Genomic DNA, 12,915 nt, shown 5'->3' with positions numbered 1-12,915 from the left:
GATCCGCAGCAAGGCCGACAATGACCACATATGAATGTCTTCTCCGCGGGCCCCGGCTCCGCAGCCGCCGCCCTGACCCCGGAAGACGCTTTCCGGGAACTCGACCGGGTCGCGCTGCGCACGGAGGCGCGCGCCCGGCACCGCGCGCGCGTCCGCGTCACCGAGGCGCGGAATCTCCCCGCCTCCTCCGCCCCGAGGACCGGGAGCGGACCGCCCCACCGGGCTGGTGCCGCCCGCCGGGCGACCCCCGAGGTGGCGGTACTGCCCGGGCTGCCGTCCTGGCTGCCCGCGGTGCTGGGTGTGCTGCGGGGCAGCGCCGCGGTGCTGCGCCCGCAGTGCGCCGCGGACGGCACGGCGCGGGACTTCCTCGTCGTCGGCGCCAACCACCTCGAACTGAGCGGGGTCGAGCGCGACCCCCGCGCTCTGCTCGGCCGGCCGTTGTCGCAGACCCGGCCGGGTATCCGGGCCGGCGGGATGTACGACGTCTACCGGGCGGCCCTGGAAGGGCGCGGCCCCGCCTCCGCCGACGACCTCGACTACGTCGACCTGGTCGACGGCGGTCTCCAGCGCGGGCGGCTGCGCGGCACGGTGGTGCTGCTGCCGGACGAGGGCCTGCTGCTGACGAACTGGGAACCGGTGGGCGACGTGCGGCTCAGCCACCGGATCCAGGAGCGCAGCCGGCTGGGGTGGGCGGAGTGGGACCTGGTCAGCGGTCGGATGCGCTGGTCGCACGGGCTGCGCCGGCTGCTGGGGCTGCCCACCGCGTCCGCGGCCGCGGCGGAGCCGGAGCACGGTCTGGACGGCGAGGCCCGCTCGGTGACCTCGGTCGACGACGTGACGGCCGAGCTGCTGGAGCTGCGGCGGCGGATCGTCCCGGAGGACGTGCCCGCCTTCGCCGCCGACATGAGCGCCCTGCTGCGCGGCGGCGAGGTCGTGGACCGCGAGGTCACCCTCCGGGTGGCGGGACGGGAGCGGCGGATCCGCTGGATCGGCCACGCCGAGCCCGAGGGCGCCGGGGTGCCGGATTCCCTGCTGTTCACCGCGCGGAACGTCACGGGCCAGGAGGAACTGCTCAGCCGGGCCCTGACCGAGACCGAGCGGCTGCGCCGGGAGGCGGCCGTCGACCGGCGTGTCTCGGAGACCTTCCGCCAGGCGCTCACCCCGCCGCTGGGCGTCCTCACCGCGCCGTGGCTCTCCGTCGGCGCCGTCTATGTGCCCTCCGACTCGGGGGTGGGCGGCGACTGGTACAAGTGCCGGGAGCTGCCCGACGGGCGGGTGCTGCTGGCCGTCGGCGACGCCTCCGGGCACGGCGTGGACGCGGCCAGCCGGGCGGTGCAGCAGCGCTCCGCGCTGGCCGGACTCGCCTACACCGACCAGGACGCGGCGGCGCTGACCACGGCACTGGGCGAGGTCGTCTACTACAGCGGCCTGGACACCACCGCCACCTGTGTGGTCGGCCATCTGCACCCGAGGGCGCGGGTGCTGCGCTGGGCCAGTGCCGGACATCCCACGCCGATTCTGGTGCGGGACGGGGTGCCGCGGCTGCTGGAGGCGGAGCACGGACTGATGCTCGGGGTCACCGCGCACGCGGCCTATCCGCTCGCCACCACCCGGCTGTGCTCGGGCGACCTGCTGCTCTGCTACACGGACGGGGTCATCGAGCGCCGCGGCATGGACCTGGACGAGGGGGTCGCAGCGCTGATGGCAGCCGCCCGGGAGTGCGCGGAGCGCGGTGTCTCCGCGCAGGAGGCCGTCGACTGCGTGGCCGCGGCCCTGCTGGGGCGTGAAGCCGAGGACGACGCGACGATCCTCGCGCTGTGCGTCCGGTGACGCTCCGGAAGGCTGCCGCCGACGCTCCGGAAGGCTCCGCCCGAGTCCTCACCGCCCTCCCGCGCGGCAACTCCCCGCCGGGGCGCCGTCCTCCGACGGGGTCCGCCCGGAACCGGGCGGAGTGCGGCCGGCGTGTGCGGGTACCCGGCCGCTCCGGCCGGCCCGGGGCTCAGTCCTCGCCGCGGAAGATGTGCGACTCCGGGTCCCCGTCGCCGCGGGAGGAGCGCGGCCCGTAGCTCATGGGGCCGTCCGGGCTGCTCGCCGTCCGCGAGACGTGCACGGTCGGGCGGCGGGGTTCCCGGGCGTTCTCGTCACGGGTCGTCTGATGTTGCTGCACGTGGGATCACCTCCGAGGTCGGCTCACGGAAGCGGGTCCCCAGGCTTCGGGTGACGAAACGCGAACCGGGATATAACGGACGCTGACCGAAGGGAAACGGAAAACTTCATCAGGAGCCCAGGAAAGCAGGAGCACGGGCAGCCGGACCGCCGCAGGCGGGTGCGGGCGGAGCGGGCGCGGTGCCGGACGCCGCCCGTCCGTCACCGTCCGCGGGCCGCCTGTCCGGACGGATGATGTGAGGCGGTGACACCTCGGACATGAACGACGCGTTCTTCTCCTCGACGGGCCAGGGCTGGCCCCAGTTCGCCGACCTCGCCCTCGCCTTCGTCCTGACCTCGCTGATCGGCCTGGAGAGGCGGGCCAAGCGCAAGAGCGCGGGTCTGCGCACCCATACGCTGGTGGGAATCGGTGCCGCGCTCTTCATGCTGGTCAGCAAGTACGGCTTCGCCGACCTGATGGGTATGGAGGATGTCTCCTTCGACCCGTCCCGGATCGCGGCGCAGGTGGTCTCGGGCGTCGGGTTCCTCGGTGCAGGGGTCATCTTCCTGCGCCGCGACGTGGTGCGCGGGCTGACGACCGCGGCGATCGTGTGGGTCTCGGCCGCGGTCGGGATGGCGTGCGGCGCGGGTCTGCCGCTGCTGGCCGTGGCGGTGGTGGCGATGCACTTCCTCACGGTGTGGGGCTTCACCAAGATCAGCGACCGGTTGCCGGGCGTGGAGCCCGGCCGGCTGCGGCTCACCTACCAGGAGGGGCGGGGCGTGCTGCGCACGGTGCTGGAGCTGTGCACGGAGCGGGGGTTCGCGGTGACCGAGACCAGTGTCGAGCAGATGGACGAGCGGCAACCGGATCTGGCGCGGCTGACCCTCGCGGTCTCCGGGCCGGGTTCGGTGCCGGAGCTCGTGGGCGAGCTGGTGGCGGTTCCGGGGGTGCGCGCGGTCAACGGCCGTACCGCCGCGAGCGCGCAGGACGGCGACTGAGTTCGGCGCAACCGCACTTGGCGCAACCGGGTGCTCGCCCCCGGGCGAGGTTTCCTGCCCGTCGGCTGCGGAAACCCCGGGGGGCGACACCGCGAGCCGAAGGGGGCTGAGCACATGAACGCGGACGTCCTCGCAGCGACGGCGGACCTCGCCGCCCGCGACCATCTGGTGGGTCTGGTGCCCGGGCTCATCGGGCTGCTGATCGTGGCCGCGTTGATCGGCGCCGTCTGGCTCGGCATCCGGATCAAGAGCCGTGAGCCCGAACTCCCGGAGCCCGACCAGCAGCCGCACCTGCCCGAGAGCGGCCCGGTCGAGGAGATCACGGAGAACCGCGAGCCGGACGAGATGCCGCGCGACGGGATCCGCCGGCTGCCGCACAGCGGGGTGCACGACCAGGGCGACCGCGAGCACCATCCGGGTGAACCCCCCACCCGCAAGAAGTGGGAGCCCGGCAAGAGCGGCTCCTTCGGCAGCGGCGGGGCCGGCTGAGCCGGTACCCGCGCAGTGCGTGGCGGCGGCCCCGCGCCGCACGCGACGAGCCCGGCCCGGTGCCGCGGACAGCGTGGTGAGGCGCCCTCGGCGATCGCGGCCGGGGGCGCGCCGTGTGCCAAGGGTGCTCCCGCGCCGGGTGCTCACTCCTCGGGCGTCAGCAGCGCCGCGAGCGGTCCTGTGATGTCGGAGCGGGTGGGCGGGGCCGCCGCGGCGAGGGAGTGCAGCAGCAGGCCGTCGAGGACGCGGGAGAGCGCGCGCGCCGTGCGCTCGTCGGTGTGCGCGCGCAGCACCTCGCGCTCGGTCTCCGCGTACAGCAGGGCCGCCTCGCGCAGCTCCGGTCTGCGCATGGCGGCGGCGGACAGCTCGAAGGAGAGCACCAGCGCGGGGCGGTCCTCCCGCAGCAGTGCCTCCACCAGGTCGGCCAGCGCTTCGACGAGTCCGGCGCGGGAGAGGTCGCCCAGTGCGGCGCCCCAGGTGTGCAGCCGGAACGCGTAGCGCTCGCTCAGCCTGCGGATGGCCGCGTCGAGCAGGTCGTCCAGGGTGGCGAAGTAGTAGGTGGTCGAGCCCAGCGGCACCCCGGCCTCGCGGGCCACCGCGCGGTGGCTGAGGGCCGCGATGCCGCCCCGCAGCAGGATCCGCTCGGTGGCGGCCATGATCCGTTCCCGGCGTGCGGGGTCGGCGGGCCCGCGCTTGGCTCCCATCGGCGCTGTCCGCCTTTCTCGGCTCCGGCGATTCTGTGTACCCTAGTACACAGTTTTATGTACGGCTGTACACAAAAGTGCGGTGCGCGCGGGAACACGCCGCACGGGCGCCGCACCGCACACGGGGGCAGAGCGCGCCACGCAGGCGCCGGGAGACGGAGACAGCGAGCCATGACGCAGGAGACGACCGACAGGGCCGGACCCCGGGAGTGGGCGGGGCTGCTGATCCTCACCCTGCCCGTGCTGCTGATCGCCGTCGACCTCACCGTCCTCGGCTTCGCCGTCCCCGCCCTCAGCGCCGATCTCGCGCCGTCCGGCACTCAGCTGCTGTGGCTCGTGGACATCTACTCCTTCGTCCTCGCCGGACTGCTGGTGACCATGGGAACCCTCGGCGACCGCATCGGTCGGCGCAGACTCCTGGTGGCCGGATGCGCCGGATTCGGCGCCGCTTCCGCGCTCGCCGCCTACGCCCCGAGCGCGGGCTGGCTGATCGCGGCCCGCGTGCTGCTCGGCGTGGCCGGCGCGACGCTGATGCCCTCCACCCTCTCGCTGCTGCGCAACATGTTCCGCGACGAGCGCCAGCGGCTGGTCGCCGTCGCCGCCTGGGGCTCGGCCTTCAGCGCCGGTTCCGCACTCGGCCCGGTCATCGGCGGACTGCTCCTGGAGCACTTCTGGTGGGGCTCGGTCTTCCTGATCAACCTGCCGCTGGTACTGCTCGCGCTGATCGGCCTGCCGCTGCTGGTACCCGAGACCCAGGACCCCTCGCCGGGCCGCTTCGACCTGCCCAGCGCGGGGCTCACCCTGCTGGCCGTGCTGCCCGCCGTCTACGCCGTGAAGTCCTTCGCACACGGCGACGGCCCCGCGGCCCTGCCCTTCCTCGTCCTGGGGCTCGCCTTCGGCGCGGTCTTCGTCCGCCGCCAGCGCACCCTCGCCGACCCGCTGATCGACCTCTCGCTCTTCGGCATCCGCCACTTCTCCGCCGCGATCGTCACCAACGTGCTCGTCATCTTCGTGCTGGCCGGTTCGCTCTTCTTCATCCCGCAGTTCCTCCAGCTCTCGGCCGGACTCTCCCCGCTGCGCGGCGGACTGCTCCTGCTGCCCGGCGCCGCCCTCTCGGTGGCCTCCGGGTTCTTCGCGGCCGCCGCCGCCCGCCACACCGGCGTCCGACAGCTGATCACCGCGGGGCTGGCGACCGCGGCGGCGGGATTCGCGGTGCTGACGGCACTGCGGCTCGGCCACGGAGTGGCCCTGGTCGTCCTGGCCTTCTGCCTGGTGAGTCTGGGCGTGGGCACGGTGATGACGCTGACCAACAGCATGGTCCTGGCCGCCGTCCCGCCCGAGCGCGCCGGGGCCGCCTCCGCCGTCTCCGAGACCGGTATCGAGCTGGGCGGGGCCCTGGGCGTGGCCGTGCTGGGCAGCGTGCTCTCCTCCGCGTACCGGATGCGCCTCGACCCGGTCGACGGCGTACCGGCCGCCGCGCTGGAGGCAGCCCGCGAGACGCTCGGCAACGCGCTGGCCATCGCCGCGCGGCTGGGCGGTGAGCCCGGCAGGGCGCTGCTCGCCGAGGCCAGGTCCGCCTTCACCGGCGGCGTCCAGGCCACCGGGCTGGCCGGTGCCGCGCTGCTCGCGATCGCCGCCGTCCTGGCCTGGCAGCTGCTGCGGCCCCGGCCCGGGGAGGGCGGCGACGCAGATCCCGGCCCCGGTGGGCAGGCAGCCGCCGACCGGCACGACTGACGCACCCGCGCACCGGGCGGTAAAGCACTCGTCCTGAGGACGGATCGCTGCGGCGAACGGCTCAAGCTGCCCGCGCGCCGCGCTCGCCAACCGGCCTCCACGCGGTTTCCGGCCGCACGATCGTGCCATGAATGAGGCCGTACGAACGAGACGGGCGGCGGCTCCGCTGGCCGCACTGGTGTGTGCCGCGGTACTCGCCGGAGGTACGCCGCAGGCCGCGGGAACCGCCCCCGCGAGGGGCGTCGCCGAGGCCGCGCGACCGCTGCCCGCGCTCTACCGCGAGGCCGCGGCAGCCGCCGCCCGCTACGAGGCCGCCACCCGCAAGGTGGCGGCCCAGCGCGCGGCGGTCGCCCGGGCCGAACGCGCCGTCAGCAGAGGAGCGCACCGGCTGCGGCGGCTGCACCGGCAGCTCGGCGCCGTCGCCCGCAGGCAGTACCAGCAGGGCGGCTGGGCTCCCGCCACCCGGCTGCTGACGACCGGATCGCCGGACACCCTCTTCGACCAACTCCGTGCCCAGCACCAGGGCGACCACGCCTTCCACCGGCTGCTGCGCACCACGGAGACGGTCCAGCGGCAGCTGGACCGGCAGCGGGCGCACCGGCGAACGGTGCTGGGCGAGCTGAAGGCCGAGGCCGACCGGCGGCGACGTGCGCAGCGCACCGTCGAACGGCGGCTGACGCAGGCCGGTGAGCGGGCCCGGGAGGCACGGGAGGAGAGGGCCGCGCGCGCCGCCGGCCCGATCACCCGTGCCGCGCTCCGCTCCGGCGGCGAGGAGGCGAAATGGGTGGCCCCAGTCGAGGGCTACACGCTGTCGGCGGGCTTCGCCTCGGCGGGCAAGCGCTGGGCGCACAGCCACACCGGCCAGGACTTCGCGGTCGGCACCGGCACTCCGGTGCGGGCCGTCGGCGCCGGGACCGTCGTACGGACCGGTGGCGGCGGGCCGTTCGGCAACCACATCGTCATCAAGCACCCCAACGGCTACTACACCCAGTACGCGCACCTCTCCCGGATCCAGACCCGGCAGGGCGACCGGGTGGACGCGGGCGAGCAGATCGGCCTGTCCGGGAGCACCGGCAACTCCACCGGGCCGCACCTGCACTTCGAGGTCCGGGTCACTCCCGACGTCGGTTCGGGGGTCGACCCGCTGCCCTGGCTGCGCAGCCGCGGCGTGCACGTCTGACGCCGCCGCCGCGGTGTGACGCCGCGGCAGCGCCCGATGCGGCGGCCGGAGGCCCGCTTCCGCCCGCCGCACCCGGCCCCGCCGAACCGACCTCGCGGGCCCCGGACCGACGGCCCCTGGCCGCGGGCCGCCCGGCGTGTGAAGCTGACGCCGTGAACGGACAGGACGCGGGCGGTACGAGCGGGGACGGCGCCGACTGGGAGCGGCGGGTGGCCGACACCTGGGCGCGGATGGACGCGCTGGTGGCCGAGCGCGGAGCGGACGGGTTCCGCGCCGCGGTCGGGGAGCTGGCCGGCGAACTGTCCGCGGGGAGCCCGCAGGCCGCCTTCGAACGGGCCTGCGCCTTCGATTCCACGGGCCTCCCGGAGCGCGCCGTCCCGCTCTACCGGGAGGCGCTGCACGGTGGACTGACCGGGGTGCGCCGCCGCCGTGCCGTCATCCAGCTCGCCAGCTCGCTGCGCAATCTGGACCGGCCCGGCGAGAGCGTCGCGCTGCTGCGGGCCGAACTGGAGCGCGACATCGGGACGGACGGCGCGGCCGGGGCGCACGAGAGGGCCGAGGTCGTCGCGCTGGAGGACGCTGTGCGTGCCGTTCTCGCGCTGGCCCTCACCGACCTCGGCCGCTCCCGCGAGGCGGTGCCCCTCCTGCTGACGGCACTCGCCCCGCATCTGCCGCGCTATCAGCGCTCGATGGCCGGGTACGCGCGGCAGCTCGCGCGGCGCGCCGAGGAGTGAGTCCGCACGCCCGGACCCGGACCGGGCGAGACCGGCGCCGTCCGGGCCGGGTGGCGGCCGGTCAGGGCTGCGCCATGGTGCGGTTCATCGCGAGGTTGGACACCAGCAGCCCGCCGTCCACCGGGAGGCTGACCCCGGTGATCCAGGCCGCGTCCCGGGAGGCCAGGAACGCCACGGCTGCGGCGATGTCCGACGGCTCGCCCACCCGGCCGAGGGGATAGTGCGCGGTGACACGCTCCAGCATCTCGGCCCGCTCCCGCCACACGTCGGTGCGCACCGTGCCGGGCTCGACCAGGTTGACCCGCACCCCGCGCGGCGCCGACTCGACGGCCAGGGTGCGGGTGAGGGAGGCCAGCCCGGCCTTGGCGGCGCTGTAGGCGTGCTCCCCGAAGTGCCGCTCCGCGTTGACCGAGCCCACGTTGACGACGGCACCCCGCCCCTCGGCCGCGGCCAGCAGGGGCAGTGCGGCACGGGTGCACCGCGCCGCCCCGTGCAGGGTGACCTCGAAGTCCTCGTACCAGGACGCTTCCTGCCAGTCCTCGAAGCGGGCCGGATCGCGGTGGCAGGCGTAGGCGTTGTTGACCAGGACGTCGAGTCCTCCGAACACCTCGGCGGCGCGGTCGGCCGTCGCCTGCGCCGCCGAGGCGTCCGTCACGTCGCAGCCGCGGGACGCGGCCCGGCCGCCGCTGCCGCGGATGTCCGCGGCGATCCGCTCGGCGCGGTCCGGATCCCGGTCGGTGACCAGGACCTGTGCGCCTTCGGCGGCGAGCCGACGTGCGACGGCCGCTCCGATGCCCTGTCCGGCGCCGGTCACCAGCGCCGCGTATCCCTCGAATCGTGTCATCGGATCATGCTAGAAGCGCCCTCCCCGTGCCGCTCCCCGGCACCGGACCCGGCGGCACCGCCGCGTGCGGCGGCCTTGTTGTGCTGCTCCTCCCAGGTGGACAGGGCGAGCCCGCAGGCGTGGTCCATGTGCCGCAGCTTCTCCAGGCACAGTTCGACGCGCCGGTCGGCCGGCAGCGCCTCCAACTGGTCCTGCAGTTTGGGCAGCCGCAGGAAAGTGGCGTTTCCCAGCACCGTGACCCGCAGCGGCCGTCCGGCGCCTGGGTCCTCCGTCTCGACGTGGACGTGGGAGGTCTCCCAGGCGGTCTTCACGACGGCCATCAGCAGCCCCAGCAGCACCCCTTCGAACATGTTGGTCAGCACGATGGCCAGCGCCGTGACGGCCAGCACCACCACCTCCGCGCGGTGCTCCCGCCACATCGGCCCCAGGTCGCGGAGCGGGATCAGCTTCCAGCCCGCGTGCACCAGGACGCCCGCCAGCGCGGAGAGCGGGATCATGCCGAGCGCAGCGGGGAATGCGGCCGCGAACAGCAGCAGCCACAGACCGTGCAGCACCCGGGAGACCTTCGTCCTGGCCCCGGCGTGGACGTTGGCCGAGCTGCGGACGATGACCGCCGTCATCGGCAGCGCGCCCAGCGCCCCGCACACGGTGTTCCCGGCGCCCTGGGCCATCAGCTCCTTGTTGTAGTCGGTGCGCGGACCGTCGTGCAGCCGGTCGACGGCCGCTGCGCTGAACAGCGACTCGGCCGAGGCGATCAGGGTGAACGCGAGCACCGTGCCCAGCATGCCCAGCGAGGCGAGGCCGCCGAACTCGTCCAGGCCCGGAGGCTGGACGGAGTCCAGCAGACCCTGCACCTCGACGCGGGCGACGGGCAGGTCGAACACCGCAGTCGCCGCCGTGGCCAGCAGCACCGCCGCCAGCGGCGCGGGCAGCACCCGCGCCGCGGGCCGCCACTTCGGCCACAGCAGCAGGACGGCCACCGTCCCGGCCCCGATCGCCAGGGCGGTCGCGGCCGCGCTGTCGCGCGCGGTGTCCAGCACCAGCCCGCCCAGGCCCAGGATCTTCTCCGGACCGCTCGCGGGTGCCTCGGCGTCGGCCAGCGCGTAGAGCTGACCGGCGATCAGCACCAGGCCGATGCCCGCGAGCATCCCCTGCACGACGGAGACGGAGATGGCACGGAACCAGCGGCCCAGCCTGAGCAGACCCATCAGCAGTTGCAGCAGCCCGGCCAGCAGCACCAGGACGCCGAGCGCGCCGATGCCGTAGGCCTGCACGGCCTCGTACACCAGTACCGTCAGCCCGGCGGCCGGGCCGGAGACCTGGATGCTGCTTCCGGGCAGGAACCCGGTGACCAGACCGCCCACGATGCCGGTCACCAGGCCGAGTTCGGCCGGTACGCCGGAAGCCACGGCGATGCCCACGCACAGCGGCACGGCGACGAGGAAGACGACCAGCGAGGCGGTGAAGTCCGCCCGCAGGGTGCTCCGGTCGGGCAGGGGAAGCACGGCACGTGCGCCGCCCGGATTCTGCACACTGCTGTTCTCGGAGTTCTCGGAGTGCGTCATGACGCCGCCTCTCACAGCGGGAGGAACGCGTCGAGACGCGTGTCGAGTTGGAGTATCAGACCGGTGTCGATGCCGTAGAACCAGCCGCGCAGCCGCAGCAGCCCGGCGGCCTCGCGCTCGGCGACGCAGGGATGGTCGCGCAGCCGGGCCAACTGGGCGCGCACATGGCGCTGCACGGCTGCGGCTACGTCGGGTTGCGTGCGGGCCTCGTCGTCGGGGGCCAGCTCGGCGGAGGATTGCAGTTGGGCGGTCAGCCAGCCGTGCACGGCCGGCACGGCCGCCAGGTCCTCACCGCGCACCAGGGCGCCGACCGCGCCGCAGTGCGAGTGCCCGCACACCACGATCTCGGGCACCTCCAGTACCCGGACCGCGTACTCGATGGTGGCCGATTCGCCGCTGGGGCGTTCGGCTCCGGTGTAGGGCGGCACGGCGTTGCCCGCGGTGCGCAGCTCGAAGAGCTGCCCGGGGCGGGCGCCGGTGAACACGGCGGGCTGCACCCGCGAGTCGGAGCAGGAGATGAAGAGGGCTTCGGGGGACTGGCCCTGCGCCAGCCTGCCGTAGCTCTCGCGTTCGTCGTCGCGATCGCTGATCCGTGCGGAGAAGGAGCGTGCGTGCGGGATGAGAGAGCGCATCAGGGATACCTTGCGTTCAGGTGCGTACGGGATCGGCGTACGGGGCTTCGGTCCGGGAACGGGCAGCGGGGGCTGCGCGCGGATCGCGGTACGGAGGCTGCGTACGGGAGTCGGCGGGGCCGCGCCCCGCGGCGGTGCGCGCCGCTCACCGGCCGGTCACGGACGGCGGCGGGCTGCTGCCGCGGCCGTATCAGTGCAGCAGCACCTGGTGCAGTACGGGGACCTCGACGGATCTGCGCCACGGCATGCCGGCGCTGCCGTTGCCGGGCAGTGCGATCCGCTTCGCGGCGGCCGGGGGGCCGAGCCGCGGGGCGCACGCCTGCGGCGGACGCTCACCGGGAGCGGGCGGTGCGCCCGGGTGCCGGACGGTGCGACGCGGGTGGCAGTCGGCCGCACCGTGCTCGGTCTCGTGCCCCGCGGTGGGGGAGACGTCCTCGGCGGTGGCGATGGGTGCCGCCGGTCCGCTCGCCGCGGCGAGGAGAGCGCCGGTGCCTTCGGCGGCCAGCAGGACGGACAGGAGCAGGACGAGGGCCGAGAGGCACGCCTTGGCGGCGGTCACGTGGCGTCGCATCGTCGTCCTCCGGTCCACTGCTCCGAGCTGGGCCGATTCCATCGTCACCCACAGAGTGTGACGAACCCGCACGTCGAAGGTGAACGATGGATGAACTCGTCCTGGAGAAGCGGAGGTTGCTGCTTTTGTCCGCTGGTTTCCAGCCGCAACGGCGGGAATTGAACGCTGACCGGATTCGGTCGTGCGATTGAAACTCGAACTTTCACATCCCCACCGGCGCGTCTGCTCGCGGAGCCGCCCCACGGTGGACCCACCGCCCGACTCGGCCGGGAGTGCGGCTACGCGATTGCGACCGGCGGTGCTCCGAAGGAGGTCCGATGTCGCGGCGACGGTGTCCCGATGTGCTTCCGCCGGTCCGTCCTCGACGGGATCCCCCGGCCCGCCTCTTCGCCGGAGTCCGCCTGGGGGTCATCCGCCGCCCCGCGCGGACGCCCGCCCTGCGGGGGTGAGGGGGCGCCGAGCCGCTCCGGGGCGGGGCGGCGCTCCCGGGGCCCGGCCGGGCTGCCGGGGCGACCGCGGCGGCCGACCCGCGGTCACCGTCCGTGGTCGGGCGGTAGCGGGCGCATGCCGCTCTCGGCGCGCTGCCGCGAGCGCCGGGGGATCCGGTGCCACCATGGAAGCAGGCCCCCGACATGGGAGGAAGAGATGTTCGAGCCGGACGACATCCGGGAGTGGCGCGGGCACGACGTGGTGGACGCGGGCGGCAGCAAGATCGGCCCGCTGGAGTCGGTGTACGTGGACACGGCGACCGACCAGCCCTCCTTCGCCACCGTGACCGTCGGAATGCCCACCCGGCACCGGCTCGTCTTCGTCCCGCTGGCGGGAGCCACCGTGGGGCCGGGGTATCTGAAGGTCCGGTACCCCAGGAGCCAGGTCAAGGACGCCCCCTCCATCGGGACGGACGACGTGCTGCCGGCCGGGGACGAGCCTTCCGTCTTCGCCCACTACGAGATCGAGTACACCCCGGGTGCGGGTGGCGAGCGCCGCCTCGCGCGCCGCTGAGACGGGGAGGTCGCGATGCTGCTGTTCCTGTTCCTGGTCGCGGTGGCGATCCTGCTGGGAGTCTTCGGCTCCATCGTCGAAGGACTGTTCTACCTGCTGGTCATCGGCATCTTCGTGGCGCTGATCGCCTTTCTGTACGCGGCCTGGCGTATCACCGCCGGGGCCACCCGGCGTTCCCCGCGCTGAGCCGCCCTCCCGCGGCGGGCGGTGGCCGGGCATCGTGTCCGTGATGTAAATGTAAGGACAACAGCTCTTTACGTCATCCGGGCACCGTGCCACTCTTCCGGGCACGATCTCTGGCGCAAGGACGCAAGGA

At 74.3% G+C, this 12,915-nt stretch carries 14 protein-coding genes; 8 read left to right on the top strand and 6 right to left on the bottom strand.

Features of this window, described 5'->3' with window-relative positions; all coding sequences use genetic code 11:
• Window positions 1-30 precede the first annotated feature (30 nt).
• Window positions 31-1,830: a PP2C family protein-serine/threonine phosphatase gene (locus ACFYMO_RS26690; protein WP_366773546.1), complete on the top strand. Its 1,800-nt coding sequence runs from the start codon at window positions 31-33 to the stop codon at window positions 1,828-1,830.
• 169 nt (window positions 1,831-1,999) lie between these two features.
• Here the strand turns inward: ACFYMO_RS26690 and ACFYMO_RS26685 are convergent, their stop codons facing one another.
• Window positions 2,000-2,167: a hypothetical protein gene (locus tag ACFYMO_RS26685; protein ID WP_366773545.1), complete on the bottom strand. Its 168-nt coding sequence runs from the start codon at window positions 2,165-2,167 to the stop codon at window positions 2,000-2,002.
• A gap of 257 nt (window positions 2,168-2,424) precedes the next feature.
• Between ACFYMO_RS26685 and ACFYMO_RS26680 the strand changes: the two genes are divergently transcribed.
• Window positions 2,425-3,144 (top strand): MgtC/SapB family protein, encoded by a 720-nt coding sequence (locus ACFYMO_RS26680; RefSeq protein ID WP_366773544.1) that lies wholly within the window; start codon window positions 2,425-2,427, stop codon window positions 3,142-3,144.
• Window positions 3,145-3,258: 114 nt separating this feature from the next.
• A complete protein-coding gene (locus ACFYMO_RS26675) occupies window positions 3,259-3,633 on the top strand; it encodes a DUF6479 family protein (RefSeq protein WP_366773543.1) in 375 nt (124 codons plus the stop codon).
• A gap of 143 nt (window positions 3,634-3,776) precedes the next feature.
• Here ACFYMO_RS26675 and ACFYMO_RS26670 read toward each other — a convergent pair whose 3' ends face one another.
• Window positions 3,777-4,337 (bottom strand): TetR family transcriptional regulator, encoded by a 561-nt coding sequence (locus ACFYMO_RS26670; protein ID WP_366773542.1) that lies wholly within the window; start codon window positions 4,335-4,337, stop codon window positions 3,777-3,779.
• 171 nt (window positions 4,338-4,508) lie between these two features.
• Between ACFYMO_RS26670 and ACFYMO_RS26665 the strand changes: the two genes are divergently transcribed.
• From ACFYMO_RS26665 to ACFYMO_RS26655, 3 genes are all read left to right on the top strand, one after another.
• Window positions 4,509-6,071 carry an MFS transporter gene (locus ACFYMO_RS26665; protein WP_388549515.1) on the top strand — a complete coding sequence of 521 codons (1,563 nt, stop codon included), beginning with the start codon at window positions 4,509-4,511 and terminating at the stop codon, window positions 6,069-6,071.
• A 127-nt stretch (window positions 6,072-6,198) separates the two neighbouring features.
• A complete protein-coding gene (locus ACFYMO_RS26660; RefSeq protein ID WP_366773540.1) occupies window positions 6,199-7,251 on the top strand; it encodes a M23 family metallopeptidase in 1,053 nt (350 codons plus the stop codon).
• Between the two features lie 152 nt (window positions 7,252-7,403).
• On the top strand, window positions 7,404-7,985 hold the full coding sequence (locus tag ACFYMO_RS26655; RefSeq protein WP_388549512.1) for a tetratricopeptide repeat protein: 582 nt from the start codon (window positions 7,404-7,406) through the stop codon (window positions 7,983-7,985).
• 61 nt (window positions 7,986-8,046) lie between these two features.
• Here the strand turns inward: ACFYMO_RS26655 and ACFYMO_RS26650 are convergent, their stop codons facing one another.
• The 4 genes from ACFYMO_RS26650 to ACFYMO_RS26635 form a co-directional block, all read right to left on the bottom strand.
• Window positions 8,047-8,829 (bottom strand): SDR family NAD(P)-dependent oxidoreductase, encoded by a 783-nt coding sequence (locus ACFYMO_RS26650; protein WP_360300177.1) that lies wholly within the window; start codon window positions 8,827-8,829, stop codon window positions 8,047-8,049.
• The gene (locus ACFYMO_RS26645) at window positions 8,826-10,394 is read right to left on the bottom strand and encodes a SulP family inorganic anion transporter (protein ID WP_388549508.1); all 1,569 of its coding nucleotides are present in this window, start codon (window positions 10,392-10,394) and stop codon (window positions 8,826-8,828) included. Before ACFYMO_RS26645 ends, ACFYMO_RS26650 begins: the two co-directional genes overlap by 4 nt.
• Before the next feature lie 11 nt (window positions 10,395-10,405).
• Window positions 10,406-11,026, bottom strand: a complete 621-nt coding sequence (locus ACFYMO_RS26640) for a carbonic anhydrase (RefSeq protein WP_366773538.1) — start codon at window positions 11,024-11,026, stop codon at window positions 10,406-10,408.
• A gap of 190 nt (window positions 11,027-11,216) precedes the next feature.
• On the bottom strand, window positions 11,217-11,645 hold the full coding sequence (locus ACFYMO_RS26635; protein WP_366773537.1) for a hypothetical protein: 429 nt from the start codon (window positions 11,643-11,645) through the stop codon (window positions 11,217-11,219).
• A 597-nt stretch (window positions 11,646-12,242) separates the two neighbouring features.
• Between ACFYMO_RS26635 and ACFYMO_RS26630 the strand changes: the two genes are divergently transcribed.
• Window positions 12,243-12,599 (top strand): PRC-barrel domain-containing protein, encoded by a 357-nt coding sequence (locus ACFYMO_RS26630; RefSeq protein WP_366773536.1) that lies wholly within the window; start codon window positions 12,243-12,245, stop codon window positions 12,597-12,599.
• 15 nt (window positions 12,600-12,614) lie between these two features.
• On the top strand, window positions 12,615-12,785 hold the full coding sequence (locus ACFYMO_RS26625; protein WP_019355387.1) for a hypothetical protein: 171 nt from the start codon (window positions 12,615-12,617) through the stop codon (window positions 12,783-12,785).
• The last annotated feature ends 130 nt before the right edge of the window (window positions 12,786-12,915 follow it).

It is taken from the genome of Streptomyces sp. NPDC007025 (assembly GCF_042869455.1).
Taxonomy (GTDB): Bacteria; Actinomycetota; Actinomycetes; order Streptomycetales; family Streptomycetaceae; genus Streptomyces.
This window is presented reverse-complemented; position numbering and strand designations above follow the sequence as displayed.

Coding starts and splice junctions, on each gene's coding strand:
- ACFYMO_RS26690 (WP_366773546.1), top strand. CDS start 31: ATGAATGTCTTCTCCGCGGGCCCCGGCTCCGCAGCCGCCGCCCTGACC.
- ACFYMO_RS26680 (WP_366773544.1), top strand. CDS start 2,425: ATGAACGACGCGTTCTTCTCCTCGACGGGCCAGGGCTGGCCCCAGTTC.
- ACFYMO_RS26675 (WP_366773543.1), top strand. CDS start 3,259: ATGAACGCGGACGTCCTCGCAGCGACGGCGGACCTCGCCGCCCGCGAC.
- ACFYMO_RS26670 (WP_366773542.1), bottom strand. CDS start 4,337: ATGGGAGCCAAGCGCGGGCCCGCCGACCCCGCACGCCGGGAACGGATC.
- ACFYMO_RS26665 (WP_388549515.1), top strand. CDS start 4,509: ATGACGCAGGAGACGACCGACAGGGCCGGACCCCGGGAGTGGGCGGGG.
- ACFYMO_RS26660 (WP_366773540.1), top strand. CDS start 6,199: ATGAATGAGGCCGTACGAACGAGACGGGCGGCGGCTCCGCTGGCCGCA.
- ACFYMO_RS26650 (WP_360300177.1), bottom strand. CDS start 8,829: ATGACACGATTCGAGGGATACGCGGCGCTGGTGACCGGCGCCGGACAG.
- ACFYMO_RS26645 (WP_388549508.1), bottom strand. CDS start 10,394: ATGACGCACTCCGAGAACTCCGAGAACAGCAGTGTGCAGAATCCGGGC.
- ACFYMO_RS26640 (WP_366773538.1), bottom strand. CDS start 11,026: ATGCGCTCTCTCATCCCGCACGCACGCTCCTTCTCCGCACGGATCAGC.
- ACFYMO_RS26630 (WP_366773536.1), top strand. CDS start 12,243: ATGTTCGAGCCGGACGACATCCGGGAGTGGCGCGGGCACGACGTGGTG.
- ACFYMO_RS26625 (WP_019355387.1), top strand. CDS start 12,615: ATGCTGCTGTTCCTGTTCCTGGTCGCGGTGGCGATCCTGCTGGGAGTC.